At 71.9% G+C, this 25410-nt stretch carries 25 protein-coding genes; 15 read left to right on the top strand and 10 right to left on the bottom strand.

All coding sequences use genetic code 11. The annotated features are described in order from the left end of the window. Positions 1 to 123: 123 nt before the first annotated feature. Positions 124 to 741 (top strand): transposase, encoded by a 618-nt coding sequence (locus FLX08_RS43365; RefSeq protein WP_208761399.1) that lies wholly within the window; start codon positions 124 to 126, stop codon positions 739 to 741. Here FLX08_RS43365 and FLX08_RS11600 read toward each other — a convergent pair. Then, a complete protein-coding gene (locus FLX08_RS11600; RefSeq protein WP_167530367.1) occupies positions 635 to 1846 on the bottom strand; it encodes a serine/threonine-protein kinase in 1212 nt (403 codons plus the stop codon). The genes FLX08_RS43365 and FLX08_RS11600 overlap by 107 nt on opposite strands. A gap of 305 nt (positions 1847 to 2151) precedes the next feature. Here FLX08_RS11600 and FLX08_RS11595 point away from each other — a divergent pair, with 305 nt between their 5' ends. After that, complete coding sequence (locus FLX08_RS11595) at positions 2152 to 2361, top strand: ubiquitin-like protein Pup (protein ID WP_142618748.1); 210 nt, start codon at positions 2152 to 2154, stop codon at positions 2359 to 2361. Positions 2362 to 2665: 304 nt separating this feature from the next. Here the strand turns inward: FLX08_RS11595 and FLX08_RS11590 are convergent, their stop codons facing one another. The 7 genes from FLX08_RS11590 to FLX08_RS11560 all read right to left on the bottom strand — a co-directional run bounded on the left by FLX08_RS11590 (position 2666) and on the right by FLX08_RS11560 (position 12420). After that, positions 2666 to 5704 carry a glycoside hydrolase family 38 N-terminal domain-containing protein gene (locus tag FLX08_RS11590; protein WP_244312560.1) on the bottom strand — a complete coding sequence of 1013 codons (3039 nt, stop codon included), beginning with the start codon at positions 5702 to 5704 and terminating at the stop codon, positions 2666 to 2668. A 10-nt stretch (positions 5705 to 5714) separates the two neighbouring features. Continuing rightward, positions 5715 to 6926 (bottom strand): Gfo/Idh/MocA family protein, encoded by a 1212-nt coding sequence (locus FLX08_RS11585; RefSeq protein WP_244312559.1) that lies wholly within the window; start codon positions 6924 to 6926, stop codon positions 5715 to 5717. 81 nt (positions 6927 to 7007) lie between these two features. Then, on the bottom strand, positions 7008 to 8279 hold the full coding sequence (locus FLX08_RS11580) for a CehA/McbA family metallohydrolase (RefSeq protein WP_142618746.1): 1272 nt from the start codon (positions 8277 to 8279) through the stop codon (positions 7008 to 7010). Further along, a complete protein-coding gene (locus FLX08_RS11575) occupies positions 8276 to 9334 on the bottom strand; it encodes an ABC transporter ATP-binding protein (RefSeq protein WP_142618744.1) in 1059 nt (352 codons plus the stop codon). Before FLX08_RS11575 ends, FLX08_RS11580 begins: the two co-directional genes overlap by 4 nt. Continuing rightward, on the bottom strand, positions 9331 to 10155 hold the full coding sequence (locus FLX08_RS11570) for a carbohydrate ABC transporter permease (protein WP_142618742.1): 825 nt from the start codon (positions 10153 to 10155) through the stop codon (positions 9331 to 9333). Before FLX08_RS11570 ends, FLX08_RS11575 begins: the two co-directional genes overlap by 4 nt. Next, complete coding sequence (locus tag FLX08_RS11565) at positions 10152 to 11054, bottom strand: carbohydrate ABC transporter permease (protein WP_142618740.1); 903 nt, start codon at positions 11052 to 11054, stop codon at positions 10152 to 10154. The genes FLX08_RS11570 and FLX08_RS11565 overlap by 4 nt, the downstream gene beginning before the upstream one ends. Next, positions 11041 to 12420: an extracellular solute-binding protein gene (locus tag FLX08_RS11560; RefSeq protein ID WP_142618738.1), complete on the bottom strand. Its 1380-nt coding sequence runs from the start codon at positions 12418 to 12420 to the stop codon at positions 11041 to 11043. The genes FLX08_RS11565 and FLX08_RS11560 overlap by 14 nt, the downstream gene beginning before the upstream one ends. Positions 12421 to 12653: 233 nt before the next feature. Here FLX08_RS11560 and prcB point away from each other — a divergent pair, with 233 nt between their 5' ends. The 5 genes from prcB to FLX08_RS11535 all read left to right on the top strand — a co-directional run bounded on the left by prcB (position 12654) and on the right by FLX08_RS11535 (position 17729). Beyond that, positions 12654 to 13469, top strand: coding sequence for a proteasome subunit beta (gene prcB / locus FLX08_RS11555; RefSeq protein ID WP_142618919.1), 816 nt, complete (start codon positions 12654 to 12656; stop codon positions 13467 to 13469). Positions 13470 to 13490: 21 nt separating this feature from the next. Continuing rightward, complete coding sequence (gene prcA / locus FLX08_RS11550) at positions 13491 to 14339, top strand: proteasome subunit alpha (protein WP_142618736.1); 849 nt, start codon at positions 13491 to 13493, stop codon at positions 14337 to 14339. Positions 14340 to 14568: 229 nt separating this feature from the next. Further along, entirely contained in the window at positions 14569 to 15267 is a 699-nt protein-coding gene (locus FLX08_RS11545) for a hypothetical protein (protein WP_142618734.1), read from the top strand. Between the two features lie 69 nt (positions 15268 to 15336). Further along, a complete protein-coding gene (pafA, locus tag FLX08_RS11540) occupies positions 15337 to 16695 on the top strand; it encodes a Pup--protein ligase (protein WP_030507137.1) in 1359 nt (452 codons plus the stop codon). A 71-nt stretch (positions 16696 to 16766) separates the two neighbouring features. Beyond that, a complete protein-coding gene (locus FLX08_RS11535) occupies positions 16767 to 17729 on the top strand; it encodes an FKBP-type peptidyl-prolyl cis-trans isomerase (RefSeq protein ID WP_167530366.1) in 963 nt (320 codons plus the stop codon). Between the two features lie 65 nt (positions 17730 to 17794). Here FLX08_RS11535 and FLX08_RS11530 read toward each other — a convergent pair whose 3' ends face one another. Continuing rightward, positions 17795 to 18661, bottom strand: a complete 867-nt coding sequence (locus tag FLX08_RS11530) for a chitosanase (RefSeq protein ID WP_280117092.1) — start codon at positions 18659 to 18661, stop codon at positions 17795 to 17797. 166 nt (positions 18662 to 18827) lie between these two features. Here FLX08_RS11530 and FLX08_RS11525 point away from each other — a divergent pair, with 166 nt between their 5' ends. Next, positions 18828 to 19481 (top strand): helix-turn-helix transcriptional regulator, encoded by a 654-nt coding sequence (locus FLX08_RS11525; RefSeq protein ID WP_244312558.1) that lies wholly within the window; start codon positions 18828 to 18830, stop codon positions 19479 to 19481. 14 nt (positions 19482 to 19495) lie between these two features. Further along, a complete protein-coding gene (locus FLX08_RS11520; RefSeq protein WP_142618730.1) occupies positions 19496 to 19972 on the top strand; it encodes a DUF3291 domain-containing protein in 477 nt (158 codons plus the stop codon). Here FLX08_RS11520 and FLX08_RS11515 read toward each other — a convergent pair. Beyond that, on the bottom strand, positions 19918 to 20985 hold the full coding sequence (locus FLX08_RS11515) for a DUF3866 family protein (RefSeq protein WP_142618728.1): 1068 nt from the start codon (positions 20983 to 20985) through the stop codon (positions 19918 to 19920). The two genes, FLX08_RS11520 and FLX08_RS11515, sit on opposite strands and share 55 nt — an antisense overlap. 39 nt (positions 20986 to 21024) lie before the next feature. Between FLX08_RS11515 and FLX08_RS11510 the strand changes: the two genes are divergently transcribed. From FLX08_RS11510 to FLX08_RS11490, 6 genes are all read left to right on the top strand, one after another. Then, positions 21025 to 21966, top strand: coding sequence for a helix-turn-helix transcriptional regulator (locus FLX08_RS11510; protein ID WP_142618726.1), 942 nt, complete (start codon positions 21025 to 21027; stop codon positions 21964 to 21966). Further along, positions 21963 to 22913, top strand: a complete 951-nt coding sequence (locus FLX08_RS11505; RefSeq protein ID WP_244312557.1) for a helix-turn-helix transcriptional regulator — start codon at positions 21963 to 21965, stop codon at positions 22911 to 22913. Before FLX08_RS11510 ends, FLX08_RS11505 begins: the two co-directional genes overlap by 4 nt. A 13-nt stretch (positions 22914 to 22926) precedes the next feature. Further along, complete coding sequence (locus tag FLX08_RS40510) at positions 22927 to 23070, top strand: hypothetical protein (protein ID WP_167530365.1); 144 nt, start codon at positions 22927 to 22929, stop codon at positions 23068 to 23070. A 112-nt stretch (positions 23071 to 23182) separates the two neighbouring features. Then, a complete protein-coding gene (gene tatA / locus FLX08_RS11500; protein ID WP_142618724.1) occupies positions 23183 to 23506 on the top strand; it encodes a Sec-independent protein translocase subunit TatA in 324 nt (107 codons plus the stop codon). A gap of 34 nt (positions 23507 to 23540) precedes the next feature. Further along, the gene (gene tatC, locus FLX08_RS11495; protein WP_142618722.1) at positions 23541 to 24407 is read left to right on the top strand and encodes a twin-arginine translocase subunit TatC; all 867 of its coding nucleotides are present in this window, start codon (positions 23541 to 23543) and stop codon (positions 24405 to 24407) included. 48 nt (positions 24408 to 24455) lie between these two features. Continuing rightward, complete coding sequence (locus tag FLX08_RS11490) at positions 24456 to 25346, top strand: diacylglycerol/lipid kinase family protein (RefSeq protein ID WP_142618720.1); 891 nt, start codon at positions 24456 to 24458, stop codon at positions 25344 to 25346. Positions 25347 to 25410 lie beyond the last annotated feature (64 nt).

Raw genomic sequence — 25410 nt, 5'->3', positions numbered from 1 at the left:
ACCGCGAAAGGGCCCGAGCCGTATGGCCCGGGCCCCTCGACCACGACAGGTCAGAATGGCGGCTCGTCGTCGGCGGCCGCGCCGGGCCACCCGCCGGCCGAGCCGTTCGCCACGGCGGTCGCGGTGCGCCGGCGGGAAGTGCCCCGCGGTGGCCTGTCGACCAAGCTGCACCTGGCCTGTGAACAGGGCCAACGGTTGCTGTCGCTGGTGCTGACCGCCGGGCAGCGGGGCGATGCCCCACAGTTCCAGGCCATCATGGCCGGCATCTACGTCCCCCGGCTCGGGCCAGGCCGGCCCCGCGCCCGTCCCGAAGTGGTGCGCGCGGACAAGGCCTACTCATCCCGGGCGATCCGCGCCCACCTACGCAGTCGCGGGATCAGATGCACCATCCCCGAACCAGCCGATCGCATCGCCGCGCGCCTACGGCGCGGCAGCCGCGGCGGCCGCCCGTACACGTTCGACGCCCGCGACTACCGCGCCCGTCACGCTGTAAAATGCGGCATCAACCGGCTCAAACGCCACCGAGCCATCGCAACCAGATACGACAAACTCGCCGTCCGCTACCAAGCCACCATGAGCTATGGGGGCAGGGCCGGCCGGGGGCTACAGGGGCTGTCGGGGGCTGTCGGGGGGGCTACGGGAGGCGCGGAGGCCAGGGCCGGCCGGGCCCGGTCGTGGGAAGGGGCCAGTGGGAAAGGTCCCGGCGACCTGCCTCCGCGTCGTGGAACCGCCCGGTCGTGAGCTCGCCCGGCACCATCAGCTCCCGCGGCACCGGGAATTCCCGAGGCACGGGGAACTCCCGGGACGCGGCGAACTCCCGGTGCACAGGAAGTTCTCGGGGCACTGGGAGTTCCCTGGACGCTGTCAGTTCACGGGGTGCCGGCGGCCACGCGTGGCCGGAGGAACGGCCGCGCTGGTGCGCCCCGCCCGGTCTGGGCGCCGCGCCGGACGCCGCGTACGGCACGGCGGCGGCCGTGCCGAGGCTCGGCAGCTCGCCGGCCGTCCGGCCGGGCGCCGCCGCCGGGATGCCCTGCCGCCGCAACACGTCCACCAGCACGCGCATCGCCTGGTCGACGGTGAGCCGTTCTTCCGGGTCGTACCGCAGCAACCCTTCGATCAGCGGTCGCAGGGGGCCCGCCCGGTGCGGCGGCTCCAGTTGGCGGCCCAGCAGCGCCGCGGCCGGGAGCGGCTGCGCGGCCTGATACGGCGGCCGCCCCTCCACCCCGCAGTACAACGTGGCGCCGAACGACCACAGGTCGGCGGCGGGGGCCAGGCCCTTCCCACGCAGCCGCTCGGGGGCCAGATAGGCCCCGGACCGTCCCACGGGCACGGTCGTCGACCCGCTGGGGTCCCGGTCGAACGCGGCGATGCCGAAGTCGGTCAGCACCACCCGGTCCTCGGTCAGAACGACGTTGGCAGGCCGGATGTCCCCGTGGACGACGCCCATCGAATGCGCGTGCCGTACGCCCGACAGGAGCTGGAAGCCCACCCAGGCGGCCCAGTGGACCGGCAGCCTGCCGACGTGGCGGACGGTGTCGCTCAGGGTGACGCCCTGCAGGAGCTCCGTCACGATCCAGAGCCGGCCCTTGTCTTCCAGCAGGTCGTGCACGGTGATGACGGCCGGATGGCTGAGCCGGGCCGCCGAACGGGCCTCCCGCAGCGCCTGCCGGCGGGCGGCCTGCAGATCGGCCACGTCCACCCGGTATGGCGGCTGCACTTCCTTGATCGCGACATCGCGCTTGAGGCGGAGATCATGCGCCTGCCACATGATCCCGCCACCGTCGCGCCGGAAGGGCGTCAGCAGCTTGTACCGATCCGCCAGCAGTTGCCGTGCGTGCGATGCCATCGACCACCCGTGCGCTAGGTCGTGCCGTGATCCATCAATTGTCGTCCCGGACACGGTAGCGCTACGCCGAAAGGCGGCCACGAAGAGTGTGAGGTCGATAACGATCCGGTCTATCAAAGGCGGTGCCCGATGCCCTGTGCGTCCGCCGCAGGGCCGGGTCCCCGCGCGTTTGCCTTCCCGGCGCTCAGCAGGTTGTCTGGCCAGAGTGGCCGGGCCGAAGATCGCACGCTCTTTCGCGCGCATTGTCGGTCGGTTCGGGGAAGATATGGGGAGAGGCGTCCCCCCGAGCAGCGGAGGTGTCAGGGATGGCGACCAAGGAGACCGGCGGCCAGAAGCAGACCGGACGGCAGGAGCACGAGGTCGAAGAGGTCGAGGCGCAGGCGTCCCCGGACGTCCAGGAGCGCCAGGAGAAGCTCACCGACGACGTCGACGCGATCCTGGACGAGATCGACGAGGTGCTCGAGGAGAACGCGGAGGAGTTCGTCCGTTCCTACGTGCAGAAGGGCGGGCAGTAACCCGTCGGGCAGCGTCCGGGCCGGTGGCGGCCGCGCCGGGAGACCGTCTCCCGGCAGGGCCGCCGTCGGACCCGGAGACTCCCGTCGGACGCGCCCTCGGCGACCAGGCGGCAGCCGATCAGGCATGGGCGAGGCGTGCGGACCCACGGCGCGCAGACGATGACGCGCGGGCCGTGGGGGCTCTGCGCGGGCCCTGTGTGTGGGCCCTGCCCGGATGCTCTGTCTGGCTGGATGCTCCGTGTGGGGCTCTGTGTGGGGGCTGTGTATAGGGCCCCGTGCGAGAGTCTCTGTCTAGGGCCCCTGTCTAGGGTCTCCACGCGGGCCGGGCGTCAGGCTCGCGCAGACGACTGAGATGAACGGTCGCGATCTCGAAGGGCCTCAGCGGGACACGCACCGTTCGCCACGACCCCCCGGGCTCGGAGGACTCAGAGGGCCACGAAGATTCCGGGGATCCCGAAGACCCCGGGGATCCTGCGGGTCCCGGTCCGTCCGTCCCATCGTCGGCTAACAACTCAGCGGGCAGCACTCCGCCCGGAACCACCCCGCCCGGAACCGTCCCGTCAGCGACTACTCCGTCCAGAACCACTCCGTCCAGAACCATGCCGCCGGAAACCACCCCGTCCGGAACCACGCCGTCCGGAACCACCTCGCCGGGAGCCACCTCCTCGCGGGACACCTCCAGAGGGCTCAGGGGAGAGCCCAGCACGTCGGCCGTCCAGGCCGCGGTGAAATCTCCCCGGACGACCGCCTCGGTGGCCGTGGGATCCTCGGCCACCAGGCGGACCTCCAGCCGTCCGCCCCGCTCGCGCAGAGCGGCCATCACGACGCCGTCCCCGCTGATCGCGACGCGACCGCCTCCACCCGGACCGTTCCCGTCCGCGTCTCCCGGTCCGGCGGGGCGGGTGCCCGGCACGGCGAGCAGGTCGTGGCGGAACTCCTCGGCGAGCCTCGGCAGCCCGGCCTCGTGCCACTCGCCCGCGTACGGCAGGACGGCGAAGCGCACGGTCAGCGGCCCCTGGCACTGAGCGGCCGGAGTGGGCACCTCAGGCCCGGCCGGCTCGTCGCGGTAGGGATTGCGGTTCCTGGACAGGTAGCCGACGGACCGCACGAGCGTCAGCGCCAGCTCTCGCCCGTCCCCGCCGATCTCGTCCCCGCCGATCTCGTCCCCGCCGATCTCGTCCCTGACGATCTCATACTCGGTGACGTGGTCGAGGAGCACGGCCAGGCCGCCTGCGGCGGCGAACGACTCGGCGGGGAAGGTCGGTATCGGCCGCTCGCCGCCCCCGCCCTCGGCCGTCAGGCCGCGCCGCACCACGGCGAACTGTCCCTCGGCGTACGAACCGTCCGCCGCGCGGGGCAGCGGCGCGTGCCAGCGGACGCGGTGGTCGCGGCAGCGGACGTCCATGGTGATCTCGCACCGCGCGAACGGCTCGCCCGCCCTGAGCTCCACCCGGGTCGTGACGGCCGTCCGCACGGTCTCGTCGCCCTCGCCCTCGCCCTCGCCGTCGCTGCCGAGGCCGACCGGCCAGTCGTACACGCGGGTGATCTCGTACGCGCCGGTCAGCGGGCCCGAGCAGATCTCCTCGACGACGACGCGGGAGGGCCGGTCGGAAAGCCGGTCGTCCGGCGGGGGCGCGTGGTTGTAGGTGTCCCCGGCGTCCCCGCCGTGGACGATGCGCCCGACGCCGTGGACCTCCGTGCCGTCCGCGCCGCACAGTGAGAGCGTCCCGTCGCCGGCCACGCGCACCCGTAGCAGCCCGTTGTCCAGCACCGGCTCGAACCCGTACGCGTCGGTCCGCAGGGCATGCGCGACGGGGGCGGGTGGCCGGGGCGCGGGCGGACGGGCGGTGAGGACGGCACGGCCGAGCGGCGGCACGGTGACCAGCGCGGCCACGGTGACCACGGGCTCGGCCACCGTGCGGACGACCCACGGCCCGGGGCCGGCCGCCATGACGGCCCTGCGCAGGTCCTCGTAGGCGTACGCGCCGGAGGCGTGCCGGCTCACGGTGACGGTGAACACGCCGTCCCCGGCGTGCCAGGAGACGATCTCGTGGCCGTACAGCTCCCGCTCGTGGACGCGCCCGAGGAGCCGGGAGAGGTCGTCCATGACGGTCTCGTCGAGCAGCGTGGCGGCGTGTTCGAGCCGCTGCGCGGGGACGGGCCGGTTCGAGGCGTCCACCAGGGACGCACGCTCCTCCGGCAGGTCGGCGAGCACCAGGCCGGTCCGTTCGAACGGGGACGGGTTGACGACCACGAGCGCGCCCTTGGGCGCGGCCTCGGCGAGGGACGCGGCGACCAGGTCCACGACCGCCTGGGCGGTCTGCCCGGCCTCGGCGATCCGCGCGGCCACCTGCTGGGCGGTCTCGTCCGAGCCGCAGCCCGTGACGGAGTCGTGCCCGCTGCAGGCGATGACCGACCGCCAGGCCATGTCGATGAGGCGTGCGCAGGCGGAGTCGCCGGGACGCCACAGCGCCGACAGCGGTTCCGCATAGCGGGTGAGCACCCGCTCGGCCCGCGCCATGGCCTGCTTGATCGGCACCCGGGCCGAGATCACGCCGGGCAGGATGTTGGCCCGCGCGTGCGAGCGCAGCTCGCCCACGACCCGCGGCGCCTCCTCGTCGGTCGCTTCGCCGGTCGTCAGGGCCTCGGCGAGGGTGGCGACGCGGAGCCCGGACGCGGTGATGTCGCGGGCCGGCGCCGAGTGGTCCGCGCCGTACATCGCGAGCAGGGTGCCGCCGGACGCCCAGCCCTCCGCGGTGGAGACGAAGGCCGCCACGCGGTCGGGCATCCCCTCGGCCGGGCCGGTGAACAGGCCGAAGGCGTTGCCGTATCCGCCGGGCAGATACGTGGTCCTGATCGTGGTGCCGTCGGCGCCGGTCCAGTCGAACGCGTCGCGGTCCACGTGCGCGGGCACGCCGCGCCACAGGCACGCCCGGCGCAGTCCCGCCAGCGCCAGTATCTGCGGCATCTGGGCGCAGTGGCCGAACTGGTCGGGCAGATAGCCGACGGGCATGGGGCCGCCGAGCGCGGCGGCGCCCCGCATGCCGTACTCCAGGTTGCGCAGCAGCGTCTCGCCGGCGCACAGGAACTCGTCGGCGAGGATCAGCCAGGGCCCCACGGCGAGCCGTCCCCCGGCGACGAAGCGGGCCACGTCGCCGCGCCGGTCGGGCCGGATCTCCAGGTAGTCCTCGACCGCCGCGAGCTGGCCGTCCATCGTGAAGCGGTAGGCGGGGTCGGCGGCCATGGCGTCGAGGACCTCGTCGAGCACCCGCACCAGCCCGACCCGGAACCGCTGGAAGGGCAGATACCACTCCCGGTCCCAGTGGGTGTGCGGGACCACCACGATCCTGTCGCTATCTGCTGAGGCTCTCCTTGGCGTGACCGCTGGCTCCACTCCGGCCCTCCTCGGCGTCGCTGCTTTCGGCCCCGGCGGTCGCCTCCCGCGGGGCGCCGGTGACCTCCTGGGCGCACTCCCCGCCGATGGGGATGCCCGCCCACCGCGCGTACCGGTGCACGATCCGCTGCGCCGTGACGATATCTTCCACAGCCCCGTCGAGTCCGGTGAGCGGCGGTTCCTCCAGGGTGACGAAGCGGTAGAAGGCGCGCAGCTGGCGTTCGAACGCCTCGGCGACGTCCTCGTTGACGACCGTCCGCTCGGTGGTGCCGACCCGGCAGGTGATGGTCAGGCGGGTGGGCGTGTTCAGCAAGTAAGGGGAAGGGAAGCGCAGCTCCATCGACCCGTGCTCGTGGTGCAGCGTCATGATCTCGTGGTAGGCGGGGTAGCTCGGCAGGTAGTGCCACCGGATGCCGTACCTGCCGGAGCACTCGCCTCCGAGAGTCCCGCTCACCTCCAGGGACGGCGGGAACGCCTCCACCGGCCACACGGCCACGTGGTCCACCGTGTCGGGCGAGCCGGTGAACAGCCGCATGAGCGACAGCTCGTGGCACACGCTGCTGAGCAGCACCTCCGCGTACAGCCGCCGCAGCCGCGCCGACGAGGTGCCGAGCGCGGCGGTCAGCGCCCGCTCGTCGGCCTCCGCGTAGGGGGCCACCCGCTCGGGCGCGGGATGACCGGGCCGCACCCGGGCGAACAGCAGCTGCGACTCCTCCGACGGATGCAGCACGATCGCGTCCAGGTGGCGGACGACCTGCGGCCCGCCGGCCTCGTGGAGGGCATCGAGCAGCCGCTGGGAGGCGGGGTCGTACTGCTTCATGTAGCCGGCCATCAGCCGCGCGCCGGAAAAGCCGCTCAGCTCGGCCCGGCTGTAGGCGAGGGGCTTCTCGCACAGCACCCACAGGCCGCGTTCGAGGGCGGCCCGCACCAGCAGCCCGTGGGACCCCGGCGTGAGCACGATCAGCGCGTCGAACCCGCCCTTGTCGAGCATCGTCAGCGGATCGTCGTACGCCGGGACGCCCGCCTCCCGGCCGATCGTCTCGGCATGAGCGCGGTCGAGGTCGCACACGGCCGCGACCCGGAACAGGTCGCGCCGCCGTGCCAGCAGGGGCAGGTAGACGACCTGCGCGGCGACGCCCAGACCGGCGATCCCCACCTTCACCGTCTCCACGTCCTCACCCTCCTCCGCTCGGCGACCTGACCTGCACCTCCCCATCGGCGGCGGGGCGCAACCCCCGTCACGTGCACGGTGTCAGCTACACAGCGCGACCACCTCGTTGGCGGGCGTCTCCAGCCGGTGCACGCCGGGACCGGCGGGCAGGAGGACGAGGTCCCCCCGCACCACCCGCCGGCTCTGCGGCCCCCACAGCACGAGCCCGTCGGCGTCCACGGCGAGGAACTCGTCCTCCAGCCGCAGCAGCAGCGGCGCGCCGGGGGAGGCCGACACCGCCGTCCGGCCCTCCGCCACGGCCCGCACGATCGCTCCGGCCGCCTCCGGGCCGCGACCGTCTCCTTCGGCGAGCACCCACGTGGTCGGCGCGCCGGGCGGGTGACCCTCCTCGGGCCGGTGGTAGTCGCCGCCGCCCACCACCACGAGGTCGCCGGCCGGGTCTCCGCCCGAATCGCGCGCCCATGCCTGCGCCCAGGCCAGCGGCGCGCCCCAGGTGCGGTCCCACCAGCTCCAGTGCCACAGCTCGACGACGCGCGGCCGGTCGGCCATCGGGTGCCGCCAGGCGCAGTCGACCGCCACCGGGTGGTTGACCGACAGCACCCCGCCCCGGTCGCGTACGGCCTTCGCCCACTCGTCGGGCGGCTGCCGGAAGTCGATCCAGCCGACGTCCCCGAGAGCGCCGGCGTGCCCGAGATCGGTGGTCACCTCCTGCCCCGGCACGAGCACGACACCGGCCAGCGCCGAGGCCGCCGCCAGCTCCATGTGGTGGCTGACGGTGTTGTGGTCGGTCACCGCGAGGAAGTCCAGCCCGGCCGCCGACGCCACGCAGGCCAGCTCGTAGACGCTCAGCGTGCCGTCCGAGTGGTCGGTGTGCGCGTGCAGGTCCCCGGCGAGCCAGCGATATCCGGGCGGCGACGGCAGGCGGCGCCGTACGGCGGCGGGCTCGGGCGGGACGGGCCCGGGCACGCGGGAGAAGCGGGTGCGGCGCCGGCGCGGCCGGGCGGGCGGCCGCACGTGCCTGATCACCCGGATCTCGTACGGCAGGCCGCCGAGGGGCACCCGGTGCAGCCCGACGAGCACCCGCCACACGCCCGGCTCGATCACGCCGGGCAGATAGCCGGGGGTGGCCCAGGAGGGGGTGATGGTGTATTCGGAACGCGCGCCGCCCGACCAGCCGCGAAACCCGGTGGGCCCGGCGCAGCCGAGGTCGAGCACGCCGGCCGACCGGTCGTAGGACAGGCGCACCGTGAGGGCGGCCGTGCCGGGCCGCACCTCCACCGGAACCTCCGCCACCGGCCCGGCCAGCCGGTCGTCCAGCGTCCACGTCCCGTTGATCGCGGCCCTGGTCGTCACGCGTCACCCACCAGGGCGTCGTCGCGGTAGAGCAGCGCCCGGCCGGGGCGGGGCACCGCCCAGGCGGCCGTCCCGGGTGGGGGCTCGGCGCCCTCGGGGACCACCACCTGCAGCAGATGGCCGGTGCACTCCAGCGTGACGAGATGGGCCGTGCCGAGGTTCTCCACCACGGCCACCTTCCCCCGGAACGCCCCTTTCTCCCTGGGCTCCCGGGTGGTCAGGTCGGCGTATTCGGGCCGCAGGCCGTACAGGATCTCGCCGTCCGGGACGCCGTCCGGCAGGGGCAACTCGGCCCCGCCCACCCGCAGCACGCCGTCCTCCGCGACGCCGGGCAGCAGGTTCATCGGCGTGGACCCGATGAAGGAGGCCACGAACGTGGTGGCCGGCCGCCGGAACACCTCGGACGGCGTGCCGAGCTGCGTGATCCGCCCGGCCGACATGACGGCGATGCGGTCGGCCAGCGCGAGCGCCTCGCTCTGGTCGTGCGTGACGAAGACCGTGGTCACGCCCAGCTCGCGCTGCAGGCGTTTGAGGAACGTGCGGGCCTCCAGGCGCAGCCGCGCGTCCAGGTTCGACAGCGGCTCGTCGAACAGGAACGCCTTCGGACGGCAGGCGACCGCGCGGGCGAGCGCCACCCGCTGCTGCTGCCCGCCGGACAACTGGGCGGGCCTGCGGTCCAGCAGCTCCGACAGGCTGAGCCGGGACGCCGTCTCGGCGGCCTTCGCCGTGCGCTCGGCCCGCGGGACCTTCCTGATGCGCAGCGGATAGGCGATGTTCGCGGTCACGTCCATGTGCGGGAACAACGCGTAGTCCTGGAAGACCATCGCGACGTCCCGCCGTCCCGGAGGCGACCCCGTCACGTCCACGCCGCCGATCTCGATCCGCCCCGAGGTGGGGGTCTCCAGGCCGGCGATCGTCCGCAGCAGCGTCGTCTTGCCGCAGCCCGACGGGCCGAGCAGCGCGAAGAACTCGCCGTCGCCGATCTCCAGGTCGAGCGCGTCGACCGCCCGCACCCCGCCGGGAAACTCCTTGGTCAGGCCGCGCAACGCGATCACCGCTTGATCCCCCCGTGGAAGCGGAAGCCGTACCTCCGGCTGACGAACACGTACATCACCACCACCGGCAGCGAGTAGAGCAGCGAGAACGCCGAGATCACGTCGAGGCGCGGCGCGCCGCCCTCGGTATAGAGCGTGTAGAGGATGACCGCGCCGGGGGCCTTGTCCGGGTCGCGCAGCAGGATGAACGGCTGCAGGAAACTGCCCCAGACGTTGGCGACCGCCCACACCGCGATCGTCGCCAGGCCGGGCCGCACCAGCGGGATCACGACGTGCCGCAGCACCTGCCCCGCCGACGCGCCGAACACCCGCGCCGACTCCTCGTACGACGTGGGCGTGGCGTCCATGAAGTCCTTCAGGATGAAGATCGCGGCGGGCAGCAGGCCGCCCGACAGCGTGAGCACGACGCCGAGGTGGGTGTCGATCAGGTTCAGCCGGGTCGCCAGCTCGAACAGCGGCACCATCGCCGCCGTCCCGGTCACCACCGACGACAGGAGCAGCAGCACGTACAGCAGCGCGTCGCGGCCGGGCACCCGCGCCCGCGACAGCGCGTACGCCGCCAGCGCGGCCAGCGTCACGACCAGGGCCGCGCTGCCGCACGCCTGGATCAGCGAGTTGCGCAGCGAGCCCAGCGCGTACGGGTTGTCCAGCAGCGCCCGGAAGTTCGCCAGCGTGAACTCCGGCACCGATGTCGTGATCGACGGGTGCGCGTCGAACGGCGCCGAGGCGAGCCACAGCAGCGGCAGCGCGAAGAAGCCCAGCACCAGGGCCAGGAACGCGGCCCGCCCGATGGTCCCCAGCGCGTGGCGCACCGGCGTCACGACGGCCGCACCTCCCCCCGGGACCGCAGGAGACGCAGGTAGGCGAACGCCAGGACCAGGTTCACCACGAGGACCAGGAAGGACACCGCCGCGCCGAAGCCGAGCCTGCCGCCGCTCATCGCGACGTTGTAGATGTAGACGGGGAGGATCTCCGACCGCCCCTCGGGGCCTCCGGCGGTGAGCTGGAAGGCCGTGAAGTCGTTGAACGTCCACAGCGTGATCAGCAGCAGGTTCGTCAGCACATGCCCCTTGATGTGCGGGAAGACCACGTCCCTGAGCTGCTGGAGCGTCGAGGCCCCCGCGAGCCTGGCGGTCTCCAGCTGCGACGGCGGCACGTTCTCCAAGGCGGCGCCGTACAGCATCATCGAGAACGCCGTGCCGCGCCAGACGTTGAACACGATGATCGACATCATGGGGTGGTCGAGCAGCCAGGCGAAGCCGGGCGTGTGCAGGATCGCGTTCAGTGTCCCGCCGTCGCGGTCGAGCAGCGCGATCCACAGGAACGCGACGACCGACGACGGCAGGATCCACGCCAGCAGCACCAGCCCCTCGGTGACGCTCTTCAGCGGCCCGCGCCGGTCGCGCAGCACCCACGCGATCGCGAACCCGAGCACCGCCTGCCCGAGCACGGCCGAGCCGAGCACGAACTGCACGGTGAGCCACAGCGACGTGCGGAACCGCTCGTCGCCCAGCGCCTCGGCGTAGTTGGCCGCCCCCACCACCTGCGGATCGGCCGCCGCCAGGCCCGTGAGCCGATGGTCCGTGAGGCCCAGATAGACGGTCCACAGCGCGGGGAAGACCAGGAACACCCCGATCAGCACCAGCGCCGGCACCACGAACCCCAAGCTGTGCTTCCCGCTCACCATCGCCGCGCTGCGCGGCACCTCAGCCGGCGACATTGGCGGGGCCGCCGACGAGGGACTCGACCTTGCGCTGGTAGGCGGCGGCCGCCTCGTCCACGCTCGTGCCCGACACGACCGCGGCCGTGGCCTCCTGCAGGGCGACCGACACCTGCGGGTAGACGGCCAGCGGCGGCCGGTACGCCGTGAGGGGCAGCACCTCGTCGGAGACGAACTTCAGCATCGGGTCGGCCCCCAGCACCGCGTCGTTCACGTCGGTGCGCGACGTGATCCGCGCGGCCCCGGCGAGCTGCGACGTGGTGGCCTCGGCCGAGTGCATGAACGACAGCAGCTCCCAGGCCAGCTTCGGGTTCTTCGAGTTCGGGTTGAGCACCCGTACGGCGCCGCCGGACATGCTGACGAAGTCCTGGCCCCGGATGCCGGCGCCGGGGCGCTGGGCGGGGATCAGGGCGTATCCGACGACCGAGTCGCGGTCCTTCATCGGGGCGACCCCGGCCGTGGGCTCGATGACCGACCGCCAGAAGTAGTCGCCCTCCGCCAGGATCGCGATCCTGCCCTCGGCGAACTGGGCGAACGACTTGTCCCGCCCGCGCGCCTCCTGCTGGAGCCTGGGGTCGCCGAGGCCGCCGGAGTAGACCTGCCGATAGAAGCCGAGCATGTCCTTGAGCGCCTGGGAGGCGCCGGTCCACTTGCCGCCGGCGTGGATCTCCGCCCCCGCGCCCGCCAGCAGCGGCAGCGCGCCCTGCATGGTCGTCGCCTCGCCCATGGCGGTGCCGGCGTCGATCTGGATCGGGACGGGGACGCCGGCCTTCTTGAGCGCCGCGCCGGCGTCGAGGATCTCCTGCCAGCTCCGCGGCTGCCAGGGGTCGGGCAGGCCGGCCTTCCGGAACAGGGCCTTGTTGTAGAACAGCACCCGCCCGTCGGTGCCCTGCGGCAGGCCGTACCTCTTGCCCTCGAACGTGCCGAGGCCCTGCACGGCCTGCGGGATGCGGCTCCAGCCCTCCCAGGAGTCCGCCTCGGGACCGGCGGCCTCGGCGAGCGGCTTGATGTACCCGGCCTGGGCGAACTCGCCCACCCAGATGCCGTCGAGGTCGATGACGTCGGCGCCCGCCCGCGACTTGAGGTCGAGGGCGACCTTCGTCTTGTACTGCTCGTCGTCCACGCCGCTCGGCTGGAACACCACGCGGACGTCGCGGCCCTTGGCCTTCTGCGCGGCCTCGAACCGGGGGATGACCCACTCGGCCGTCCAGTCGGCGGTCTCGGCGTTCTTGCCGCCGGAGATCGAGTTGGAGGTGATGGTCAGGGTGACGCCCTCGCCCGCGGAGCCGCCGCCATCGCCGGAGCCGGTGCCGCATGCGCCCAGGGTCAGCAGGGCCGCCGCCGCCACCGCGAGTGCAGGTCTCATGATCGACCTCCCCGTAAGTCCTGACGTACGGACAAATCGACCCTCGCACGCGATTACCAACACGTAAAGAAACGGTTTGGTGAACGAGTAAGGGACGTGCGCCCGGCCTCTTGTGGGATGTCTGGTTCGCGCTGAGCTGATCGGGAAGAGTGCAACCAGTGCTGAGACCTGAGTATGGTCGGGCGTAACAACGCACGCTTGGAGGGAGTCGCGTGGCATCTCAGCCAGCCTGGATGAACAGCCTCTTCACACATACGGGATCGTCGTCGTTCTCGGAGTTCCTAGGCGTGCACGCGCCGAGCCTGCTGCCCGCCCGCAACGAGTCGCTGGCGGCGCCGGTGGGCGACGAGATCCCGCACGCGACCACCATCGTCGCGGCGACCTGCGCCGGCGGCGTGGTGATGGCGGGCGACAGGCGTGCGACCTCCGGGAACATCATCTCGCAGCGGGACATCGAGAAGGTGTTCCGCACCGACGACTACTCCTGCATGGGCATCGCGGGCACCGCCAGCACCGGCCTGGAGCTGGCCCGGCTCTACCGCGTCGAGCTGGAGCACTACGAGAAGACCGAAGGCCGCTCGCTGTCGACCGAGGGCAAGGCGCACCGCCTGGCCACCATGATCCGCGGAAACCTGCCCATGGCCATGCAGGGCCTCGTGGTCGTGCCCCTCTTCGCGGCCTACGACCCGGCCCACGAGGGCGGGCGGATCTTCAGCTACGACGTGGGCGGCGGGCCGTACGAGCAGAGGGAGTTCCACTCGATCGGCTCGGGTTCGATCTTCGCCCGGGGGTCGCTCAAGAAGCTCTACCGGGAGAACGCCAGCCCGCAGGACATCGTCCTGGCCTGTCTGCACGCCCTGTATGACGCCGCCGACGACGACTCGGCGACCGGCGGCCCCGACGTGATGCGGAAGATCTGGCCGATCGTGGCGGTCATCACCGCGGACGGCTACCGCCGCCTCCCGGACGACGAGGTCGCCGAGTTCGTGGAGTCCATGCTGGAGAGGCGGATGACCGCCCCCGAAGGCCCGATCGCGCCGCTGCGCTAACCCAAGAGAGGATCACCCCCGGTGTCCATCCCCTTCGGAGGATATGCCTCGCCCGAGCAGATCATGCGGGACAGGGCGGAGTATGCCCGCAAGGGCATCGCTCGCGGTCGCAGCGTGGTCGTGATGCAGTACGCCGACGGCATCCTGTTCGTGGCGCCCAACCCGTCCAAGGCGCTGCACAAGATCAGTGAGATCTACGACCGCATCGGCTTCGCCGCGGTGGGACGCTACAACGAGTTCGAGTCGCTGCGCCTGGCGGGCATCCGCTACGCGGACATCAACGGCTACACGTTCAACCGCACCGACGTCACCGGCCGCGGCCTGGCGAACCTGTACGCCCAGCACCTCGGCATGATCTTCACCGAGTCGATCAAGTCGTTCGAGGTGGAGATCGTCGTCGCGGAGGTCGGCGAGGCGCCCGAGGACGACCAGATCTACCGGATCACCTTCGACGGCTCCGTCTTCGACGAGCAGGGCATGGCCGTGATCGGCGGCCAGGCCGAGGCCGTCGGCGGACGCCTGAAGGAGCGTTACAGGGAGGGACTGCCGCTGCCGCAGGCCCTCGACGCCGCGCTGTCCGCCCTGACCGAGCCGGGCGGCGAGCGTCCTCCGGCGACCCAGATCGAGGTCGCCGTCCTCGACCGGAGCAGGGAGCATCGCAAGTTCCTGCGCCTGACCGGGCCCCGCCTGGAGAAGCTGCTGGAGGCCGCCAAGGAGAGCCAGGAGAGCGCGAAGCCCGCCGCCGAGGCCCAGACGGAGCAGGGCAACGGCGAGCAGGCACAGGGGGAGCGGGCGCAGGGCGAGCAGGCTCCCGGCACCGCCCCGCCGATCGCCCCCGAGGGCGACATCGACACGGGCTCCGGCGAGTAGTCCCCACCTCCCATCCCGTCCGTACGGCCGCGGCGCCGCGCCCTCGTCAGGGGGCGCGGCGCCGCCGCGTGGTGGGACCGGCCCGGGCACCCCGGGTCGGACAGGTCGGATCCGGGCACTCCGGATCGGCCTCCGGCGTGCTGAGGAGGCTCCGGCAACTCCGGCTTGAGCGCTTGGGCTCGGGCGTTTCGGCTCGGCCGACTCTTGACTTCGCTAGTCTCGTGCCGTTATGACGACTTTTGATCTCTTTCGGCGCGGGGCCGTTCCGGCCGTCGCCGTCACTCTCCTGTCGCTGACCGCGTGCTCCTCGGCCTCCGGCACCTCGGCCTCGCCCACCGTGACCGCCACCGTGACGGTGACGGCCCCGGCGTCGCCCGCGGAGCCGTCCGCCGACCCGGCGGCCTCCGAGACCCCGGCGGCCGACACACCCACCGACACGCCCACCGACTCGGCCACGGCCGCGCCGACGCGGAAGCCGGTCAAGGCCGGGCCGCCCATCACGGACAAGACGCCGGCTCCCTTCGGCGGGACCATCCAGTCGGACCCCAAGCACGACTTCACCAAGGGGCTCAGCCCCAGCAGCGACGGTGTCGTACGCGGTCAGCTCGTGGCCATGCACGACGAGAACGTGGCGGAGTACCGCCCCGTCAAGTTCGTGAAGGAGTACGGCGGCAGCACGACCGGCCACTTCGAGGGGCCGCCGGAGGGCGACGTGACGGCCTTCGCCGCGCCGATCGCCGGCAACGTCGTCTTCCTCAGCGCGGTCGGCTGCGACGGCAAGGACCAGACCATCGACGGCGCCTACCTCGGCACCGAGCGCTGTTCCCGGGACAAGCTGGTCCTGCGGGCCGACAAGGGCGACCTGCGGGCCCTCATCACGGTCAAGGGCGGGCAGATCGTCAAGGTGACGGAGATCTACGCCGCCTGAGCCCTTCTTCTCGGCATTCCACCGCCTGATCACTGTTCGGCCGCCGGTTTATGGGAATAGTGTGAGGTGATGGATCGACGCATATTCGGGCTGGAGAACGAGTACGGCGTCACCTGCACGTTTCGCGGGCAGCGGAGGCTGTCACCGGACGAGGTGGCGCGGTACCTGTTCCGGCGAGTGGTGTCCTGGGGCCGATCGAGCAACGTATTCCTGCGCAACGGCGCACGTCTCTACCTGGACGTGGGCAGCCATCCCGAGTACGCCACCCCTGAATGCGACAACGTCGTGGAGCTGGTCACGCACGACAAGGCGGGGGAGCGGATCCTGGAGGGCCTCCTCGTGGACGCCGAGAAGCGGCTCCGCGAGGAAGGCATCGCGGGCGACATCTACCTGTTCAAGAACAACACCGACTCGGCCGGCAACTCCTACGGCTGCCACGAGAACTACCTCGTGGGCCGGCACGGGGAGTTCGGGCGGCTGGCCGACGTACTGATCCCTTATCTGGTGACGCGGCAGATCATCTGCGGTGCGGGCAAGGTGCTGCAGACGCCGCGCGGAGCCGTCTACTGCGTCTCCCAGCGGGCCGAGCACATCTGGGAGGGCGTCTCCTCGGCGACCACCCGGTCCCGGCCGATCATCAACACCCGTGACGAGCCGCACGCGGACGCCGAGCGGTTCCGCCGGCTGCACGTCATCGTGGGCGACTCGAACATGAGCGAGACCACGATGCTGCTCAAGGTCGGCGCCACCGACCTGGTGCTGCGCATGATCGAGGCCGGCGTGGTGATGCGCGACCTGTCCCTGGAGAACCCCATCAGGGCCATCCGGGAGGTGTCCCACGACATGACGGGCAGGCGCAGGGTGCGCCTGGCCAACGGCCGCGAGGCCTCGTCGCTGGAGATCCAGCAGGAGTACCTGACCAAGGCGCAGGACTTCGTCGACAGGCGCGGCGGGGACGCCATCGCCAAGCGGGTGCTGGAGCTGTGGGAGCGCACGCTCCGGGCGGTCGACACGGGCGACCTCGACCTCGTCTCGCGGGAGATCGACTGGGTCACCAAATACCAGATGATTGAACGTTACAGGCAGAAGTACGACCTTCCGCTGTCGTCGCCGCGCGTCGCGCAGCTCGATCTGGCCTACCACGACGTCCACCGCAAGCGCGGGCTGTTCTATCTCCTGCAGAAGCGCGGGGCCGTCGAGAGGGTGGCCGACGACGTCCGCATCTTCGAGGCCAAGTCGGTTCCGCCGCAGACCACACGCGCCAAGCTGCGCGGAGAGTTCATCCGCAAGGCCCAGGAGAAGCGGCGCGACTTCACCGTCGACTGGGTTCACCTGAAGCTCAACGACCAGGCCCAGCGGACGGTGCTGTGCAAGGATCCGTTCCGCAGCGTGGACGAGCGAGTCGAGAAGCTCATCGCCGGCATGTGATCTCTTACACCGCTCTGACGGCGGGTTCGGGTAGCCTGGCCCGGACCCGCTGTCTGTTTGAGGATTCCCATATGCGCCGTCGTACGGCACTCGTCGCCGTCCTGCCCCTGCTGCTCGCCGCCGCGTGCGGCACCGCGCAGAAGAGCACGTCCAGTGCGAGCCCCGCCTCCAGTGGCCAGGCCGCCGCCTCGGCCATCAAGGTGACGGGAGAGGCCGGCAAGAAGCCCACCCTGACCTTCCCGGCGGGCAAGCCCTCGCTCACGTCCGCTTCCATCAAGGTCATCGAGGGCCAGGGCACCCCGGCGAAGGACGGCGACGTCCTCACCGCCAACGTCACCGTGTACAACTGGGACGGCAAGGAGAACAAGGCGGCCGGGTCCGACTACGACCAGGGCAAGTCGGAGTTCGTCTCGGTCAGCCCGCAGCTGCCCAAGGCGCTGCACGAGGCGCTGGTCGGCGCCAAGCCGGGCGGCCGGGTCATGGCCGTCGTCGCCAAGGACAACCTGAGCCCGGAGCAGGTCGACCAGGCCAAGCAGCAGGGCCAGGACTTCGACACCACGTCCCAGGTGCTCGTCATCGACGTGGTGTCGGCCGCGCTGAAGTCGGTCCAGGGCGCCGCCGTCGACCCCGGCGTCGACGGGGTGAAGCTGGAGAACACCGGTGGCGACAAGGCCCCGGCGCTGACCACCAAGACCAGCGAGAAGGCGCCCAAGAAGCTGGTGGTCAAGACCGTCATCAAGGGCGGCGGCCCGGAGGTGAAGGCCGATCAGACGGTCCTCGCCCACTACGTCGGCAAGATCTGGGGCACCGACAAGCAGTTCGACTCCAGCTGGGAGCGGGGCCAGCCCGCGACGTTCGCCCTCAACCAGGTCGTCAAGGGCTGGGCACAGGGCCTGACCGGCGTCCCGGTCGGCAGCCGCGTCCTGCTGACGATCCCGCCGGACCTCGGCTACGGCAAGGAGGGCAACGCGCAGGGCGGCATCAAGGGCACCGACACGCTCGTCTTCGTCGTGGACGTCCTCGGCGCGGCCTGACGGTCACCCGTACGGCAAGGGCCCCTCTCACCTGGTCGGTGGGAGGGGCCCTCGGCGTACGGGGGTCAGCTCAGGATCCGGTAGCCGTCCCCGTAGACCTTCCAGCGCAGCGGCGGGTCGAGATCGAGGTTGCCGTTCGTGAGGAACACCCGCTGGGCGGTGTCGACCCGGCTGGTGTCGCTGTGCGCCTCCTCGGTCTTCATCGCGGCCGTGCGGGCGTCGAGGAACGCGTTGAGGTAGGCGACCTCGTCGCCGCCCTGCGCCGGGGTCCTGGCCTTCTTCATGGCCGTCTTGCGGATGCCGCCGAAGCTGACCGGGTCGGAGCCGGGGCCGTGCATCACCATGGCGTCGTAGTAGACGAACTGCCCGAGAGCGCGCAGGCCGTCGGCCTTGGCCCGGGCCACGGCGGGATCGAAGTACACCCGGTCGCGCTCGTCGTTCTGCGCCTGCTCGAACACGGGGTCGGCGGCGGCGGCGCGCCAGTCCCCGGGGAAGTGTGGGTCCAGCCCCCGGTGCGAGCCGGTGCCGTTCACCTTCCGCAGCGCGGGCAGATACTTCGCCAGCACGTTGCCGGGCTTGCGCGCGGTGTAGAGCTCGACCAGGTCGAGCATGTCGCCGGTGCCCGAGCAGAAGCCGATGATGCCGGCGGTGTAGCCGCGCCCGTCGTCGATGTCCTCGATGTACTTGTACTGGGCCTTCCAGTCGAGGGTGGAGTTCTCCGCGCTGGAGACGAGCTCCATCGCGATCTCCTTCTTCTTCGGGTCGGTGAGGTCGACCGGCGCCGCCTTGACCGCCACCTTCACGTTCTCCCGGGCGGCGGCCGGGCCGCCGCCGGTCGCGGCCGCCGCCGCATTGGCGGGGAGCACGGCCGCGGCGGCCGCGAGCAGCAGAGCCGCGCGCCGGGGAGTGCGCCTGATCAGCGGGTCTTTCACGTGCGTCGCTCCGTTCTCCGCCCGCGGCCGTGCGACGTGGCGGGAAGGGGGCGCGGGCGGGGGTGAGCCCTCGTGAGGGGGTCTAGTTAGGAAGGTTTCCTAATAAAAGCAGCGGCGCACGGCCGCGTCAACGGCCCCGGCGGCGACACGACCTAGACTCCCGGCTGTGACGAGCGACGACCTGGAGTCGATGAGCGTGCTCGGCGATCCCGTACGGCGGGCGCTGTACCGGTTCGTGGCCGAGCAGGGGCGCGACGTGGGCCGCAACGAGGCGGCCGAGGCCACCGGCGTCCAGCGCACGCTGGCGGCCCATCATCTGGACAGACTGGTCGACGCGGGGTTGCTCGAGGCGAGTTTCCGGCGGCTCAGCGGCAGGGCCGGCCCCGGCGGCGGCCGCCCGGCGAAGGTCTACCGGCGGGTGCGCGAGGAGCGGACCGTGAGCCTGCCGCCCCGCGACTACCGCACGCTCGCGCTCGTGCTTGCGGAGACCGTCGACCTGCTGGGCGGCGAGGAGAAGGCCGAAGAGGCCGCCCGCCGGACCGGGGAGCGGCTGGCCGCCGGCGAGGCGGGCGGCGACCTCGTCGAGGTGCTGCGTGCGCGCGGCTACGAGCCGTACGAGGAGGACGGGCGGGTGCGATTGCGCAACTGCCCCTTCCACGTGCTGGCCGACACGCATCCGCTGCTCGTGTGCTCGATGAACCTCGCGCTCTGCGAGGGGATGCTGGCCGGTCTGGGAGAGACCGGGGTGGTCGCGACGCTCGACCCGCGACCGGAGGAGTGCTGTGTGGTCTTCGGGCCTTCTAAAAACAACGTAGATTGACATAGAATCGCGGCATGCATCTCGCCCAGCTCAACGTCGCCCATCTCAGGGAACCCCTCGACTCACCCGCACTGGCGAGCTTCCTCGCCGCCCTGGCGCCGATATACGAGGTGTCGGACGACGCGCCCGGCTTCGTCTGGCGCATGAAGGAGGGCGACGAGCCCACCGACCTGATCCAGCACGACTACGGACCGATGCTGGTCGTGAACGTCTCGGTCTGGGAGTCGCGCGAGACGTTGTGGAACTTCGTCTATCGCAGTGCCCACCTGGAGGTGATGCGGCGCCGCCGGCAGTGGTTCCTCCGGATGGCCGAGCCTTACACGGTGATGTGGTGGGTGCCCGAGGGTCACCGGCCGCCGCTCGACGAGGCCATCGCGCGCCTGGAGCTGCTCCGGGCCCAGGGGCCGGGTCCGGAGGCGTTCACGTTCAAGGACTTCTACGACAGCAGCGACGCCGCGTGCCTCCCCGCGGCGGCGGAGGTCACGAAGTAGGCCAGGTCCTCCTCCAGGCCGCGGCCCATCGTGGACAGCCGCACCGGGGACGCCTTGAGCGCCTCGTGCAGGCCGTCCACCGGCACGGTCACGATCTCGTGGCGCGTGGCCAGGGCCGCGGCCTGCTCGCGCACCGCCGCCCCGAACTCGCCGGGCAGATCCGGCACGACCACCTGGGCCGGGGCCAGTGCGACCCGGCCGTACGCCGTGAGGGAGTGGTGCGACACCCCGACGTGCCGCTCGCGGCGGTCGCCCTCGCTGACCCGCAGCGCGGCCACGGGCCGCCCGGCCAGCACGGCGGCGGCGTTGACCGCCTCGCCCGCGGCGACGCCGGAAAATCCCCAGCGGGTGCCGGTGCCGAGGTTGCCCGGCCCCTGGGCCACGACGGCGACGTCGGCCCCGAGCACGTGGCGCGCGGCCAGCAGGCCGGTGTGGAGGGTGACCACCTCGACGTCGCCGCCGAAGGACTGGCCGGTCGTCACCACCCCGCACAGCCAGTCGCGCTCGCGCAGGGTCGCGCACGACATCGAGAACCAGGCCGGCAGCGCCCCGCCGTCCTGCATCACGTACGCCACCCTGATCCCGGGGGCGTCCGCGTAGAGGCCGCAGAGGATCGCGGGCAGGGCGGAGTGCAGGTCGGCGACCACCACGGGCATCCCGTCGATCGAGTCGGCCTCCCGCAGCGCCTCGTGATGCGGGGAGCCCTGCTCGTCCGCGCCGAGCACGGTGGCCTGCAACGGCGTGTAGCGTGCCTTCACCAGGTGGCCGGGACCGGAAGGATCTTGCGGCAAACGGTCCGGGACGGCCACCACCATGGCGTACCCTCCCGTACCGAGACCCATGGCGAGGGCGGTCGTGTTGAGCAGCACGGTGTCGCCCACTTCAGGGCGTCCCACCAGCGGGGGATAGGCGAGCGCCCGGCACTCGCCCTCGGCGACGGCGACGTCGAGTTCCACCGCACCCGGCCACTCGCGCCGGACCCGCACCACTTCGCCCTTGCGCCATCTGATCACGCCGAAAAGGGTAGCGTTCTCCATCGGAAGGGAGGCCCGATGTCGCGGCGGAAGACCGAGCGGCTGCTCAATCTGGTTATCTGCCTGCTCGCGACGCGGCGGCCGCTGAGCGCGGAGCAGATCCGGCAGGCCGTCCCCGGTTACGACCCGGACAACGACGAGGCCTTCCAGCGCATGTTCGAGCGCGACAAGAACGAGCTGCGCGAGATCGGCATCCCCATCGAGGTCCACAAGGACCCCTGGGAGGACGACCCCGGCTACCGGATCGTGCGCGAGGCCTACGAGCTGCCCGAGATCACGCTGGAGCCCGACGAGGCCGCCGTCATCGGCCTGGCCGCGCAGGTGTGGCAGCGGGCGAGCCTCGCCGAGGCGGCCAGCGGGGCGCTGCTGAAGCTGACCGCGGGCGGCGTGTACGCCGACCTCGCGGAGAGCCCGCTGGAGCTGCGGGTCGACACCCGCGACCCCGCGTTCCCCGCGCTGTGGGAGGCCGTGCGCGACCGGCGCGCGGTCGCCTTCGACTACCGGTCGGCCGGCAGCGAGTCGGTGCTGCGGCGCACGGTCGAGCCGTGGGGGGTCGTCAGTCAGCGTGGCCGGTGGTATCTGGTCGGGCACGACCGCGACCGCGGCGCCGCCCGGGTCTTCCGGCTCAGCCGGATCGCCGGGGCCGTGTCCACGCTCGGGCGGCCGGGGGCGTTCACCGTGCCCGAGGGGCTGGACCTGCGGGCCATGGTGGGCTACCAGGAGCTGCCGAACGAGCGGGTCGCCCTGGTGCGCGTGCGCAAGGGCACCTGCCTCGGCCTGCGGCACGCCGCCCAGGCGGTGCGTCCCGGGCCGGAGGAGTGGGACGAGGCCGAGGTGACCTTCGCCGACGCGGAACGGCTCGCCGGGTGGCTGGCCAGCCTCGGCCCGGACGCCGTCGTGCTGGACCCGCCGGACGCGCGCGATGCCGTGATCCGCCGTCTGAAGGGAGCGTTGCAGTGAGCTCGGACCGGCTGCCGCGGCTGCTCGCGCTCGTGCCGTACCTCATGTCGCACCCGGGCGCGCAGGTGCCCGAGGTCGCGCGGCTGTTCGGCCTGTCGGAAAAGCAGCTCATCGACGACCTCCAGCTCGTCTGGATGTGCGGCCTGCCCGGGCACACGCCCGGCGACCTGATCGACGTCTCGTGGGACGGCGGCGAGATCCTCATCGACAACGCCGAGGCGATCGCCCGGCCCCTCAAGCTCGGCCTTGACGAGGCGAGCGCGCTGCTCGTCGCGCTGCGCATGCTCGACGAGCTGCCCGAGTTCCAGGGCCGCGACGTGCTCGGCCGGGTCATCGCCAAGCTGGAGCAGGCGGCGGGCGAGGGCGCGGCCACGGTGAGCAGCCAGGTCCAGGTGGAGATCGGCGCGGCCCCGGACGCCCACGCCGTGATCACCGACGCCGCGCGCCGGGGCCGCAGGCTGTCGCTGCGCTACTACGTGCCGGGGCGCGACGAGATCACCCCCAGGGAGGTCGACCCGCTGCGGGTCGTGCTCGTCGACGGGCGGCACTACCTGGAGGGCTGGTGCTACCGCGCCGAGGCGATGCGCATGTTCCGCCTCGACCGGATCATCGAGGTCGAGGTCCTCGACGTGCCGGCCGATCCGCCGGCCGAGGCCGAGCCGATGGACGTCGCCAAGGGTGTGTTCCGGCCGTCGGACAGCGACGAGCTGGTGGAGCTGGAGCTGACCCCGGCGGGCCGCTGGGTGGCGGAGTACTACCCCTGCGAGGAGGTCGCCGAGCTCGGGGAGGGCCGCCTGCGCGTCTCCCTGAGGGCCCGCGACCAGTCCTGGCTGGTGCGGCTCGCGCTCCGGCTGGGCGACAGCGGCCGGGTGCTGTCGCCGGCGTCCCTCGCCGAGCGGGTCACGGCCACCGCCAAGCAGGCGCTGGCCAACTACGAGACCGTGTGACCGGGCGGGTGACATGACCGTGCTCTTCGCCCTGGCGGCGGTGACCGTGGCCGGGCTCGCCGTCCTCGTGTGGCCGGCCGTCCGGGTGCTCGCCGCGGCGCGGGACCTGCACGCCGAGGTCCGCCGGGCAAAGGGACGGCTTGGGGTGCCGGAATAGTGGACTTTGCCCACGATTGATGTGATTTTGAGGCCCGAGGACAGGTGAACTTTGGCGCGTGGGGCGCGTACGATCGGGAGGTAGTACACGGCCCTCGCGGTAAGGACACGACATGCCCAACCTCGGACCCATGGAATGGATCCTGATCCTCCTGGTTCTGATCCTTCTCTTCGGCGCCAAGAAGCTCCCGGACACCGCGAAGGCCCTGGGGCAGTCGCTGCGCATGTTCAAGAAGGAAACCAGCAAGATGAGCGACGAGGACGAGGCGCGGCAGACGGTCAAGGCGCAGGCCGAGCCGGTCGCCCCGCCGGCGGCGCAGATCCCGCCCGCCACCCCGTCCGTCGAGGAGCGGCTGCGCCTCCTGGAGGAGGAGAACCGGAAGCTGCGTGAGAGCCAGCAGCCCGTGAGCTCGCAGAACGAGCAGCGCTCCAACTAGGCGCCGCATCCCCACCGATTTCAGGACGAGCTAGATGGCCCTGTTGAAACGCTCGACTCCCGCCACGGCGGACGACGGGCGGATGACGCTCATGGAGCACATCCGCGAGCTGCGCAACCGGCTGATCAAGGCCATTCTGGCGGTGGTCGTCGGAACCGCCGTCGGGTTCATCTACTTCGAGCCCATCTGGAACTTCCTCAAGCAGCCCTACTGCCGGCTGCCGCAGGCCCACCAGCTCAACGGCGACAAGTGCACGCTGGTGGTGAACGGGGTCTTCGACTCGTTCTTCGTCAACCTCAAGGTCGCCGTGATCTTCGGTGTGGTGGTCTCGGCGGTGTTCTGGATCTACCAGCTCTGGGCGTTCGTGACGCCCGGCCTCTACCAGAACGAGCGCCGCTACACCATGGCGTTCCTCGGGCTGTCGGTCCCGCTGTTCACGGCGGGCTCGGCCCTGGCCTACGTCACGATGGACAAGGGCCTGTCGCTGCTGCTCGGCTTCGCGCCCGAGGGCACGCTGACGCTGGTGAGCATCAGCGAGTACCTCAGCTTCGCGCTCGCGATGCTGATCATCTTCGGCGTCTCCTTCCTGATGCCGTTGCTGCTGGTGTTCCTCAACGTCATCGGGGTGCTCAGGTTCAAGACCGTGTCCAAGCACACCCGCATGGTCGTGTTCCTGATGTTCGTCTTCGCGGCCGTCGCGACGCCGAGCCAGGACCCCATCACCATGCTGGCGCTGGCACTGCCGATGGTCGCGCTGTTCTTCGTCGCGGAGGCGTTCATGTACTTCCACGACAAGAAGCGCGACGCCGCCGACGCGGCGCACGCCCGGGCCATCGAGGAGGAGCTCGACGGGCCGTCCGCCTCCGAGGGCACGGCGGGCTCGGTCGACGCGAGGGACTGACCGAATATCCCTCTGGTGTCGTCTGGTGGGCGGCGGTAGGTTCCCCATGTGGCCGATGAGATCACCGTCCTGGTGAACCCCGCCGCCCGCGGCGGTCGTACGCTGCGCCTGCTCGACCCGGTGTTACAGCGGTTGCGGGCGAGTGGCCGCCCGGTCTCGGTGATCGTCGGGACCTCGGCGGCGGACGCCCTGAGCCGGGCCCGCGAGGCCGTCGCCGCCGCACCGGCCGCGCTCGTCGCCTTCGGCGGCGACGGACTGGTCCACCTGGCCGTGCAGGCCCTGGCCGGGACGGCCGTGCCGCTCGGGATCGTGCCCGCCGGGACCGGCAACGACATCGCCGGCGCCCTCGGCATCCCGCGCAAGGATCCGCTCGCGGCCGCCGACGTCGTGACCGCGGGCGGCCTCCGGACGATCGACGCGGCCCGGCTGGGCACCGGCGAGTGGTTCGCCGGAGTCCTCGCCTGCGGGTTCGACTCCCGCGTCAACGAGCGGGCCAACGGCATGACGTGGCCGCCCGGCATGGCGAAATATCTGGTCGCGCTGGCGCGCGAGCTGCGCTCGTTCACGCCGATCCCGTTCCGGATCACCCTCGACGGGGAGGCGGTCGAGCGCGAGGCGATGCTGGTGGCGGTGGCCAACACCCGGTCGTACGGCGCGGGGATGCGGGTGTGCCCGGACGCCCGGCCGGACGACGGCCTGCTCGACGTGCTCGTGCTCGGGGCGATGCCGAAGGGCGAGTTCCTGCGCACCTTTCCCCGTGTCTACCTGGGCGGCCACACGGCCCACCCCGCCGTGACCCTCCGGCGCGCCCGGCGGGTCGAGATCGAGGCCCTGCACGGGGCCGGGGACGTCGTCGCGTACGCCGATGGGGAACGGGCCGGTCCGGTCCCGCTGACCTGCGTGGTCGAGCCGGGAGCGCTGCGCGTCCTGGTTCCGTGACCTGCGGAGTAAGGGCGTTCGCTGAGAAGGAACACCGATCGCGGACGCCCGGAATCCCGTTATC

This window comes from Microbispora hainanensis (assembly GCF_006874475.1).
Taxonomy (GTDB): domain Bacteria; phylum Actinomycetota; class Actinomycetes; order Streptosporangiales; family Streptosporangiaceae; genus Microbispora; species Microbispora hainanensis.
This window is presented reverse-complemented; position numbering and strand designations above follow the sequence as displayed.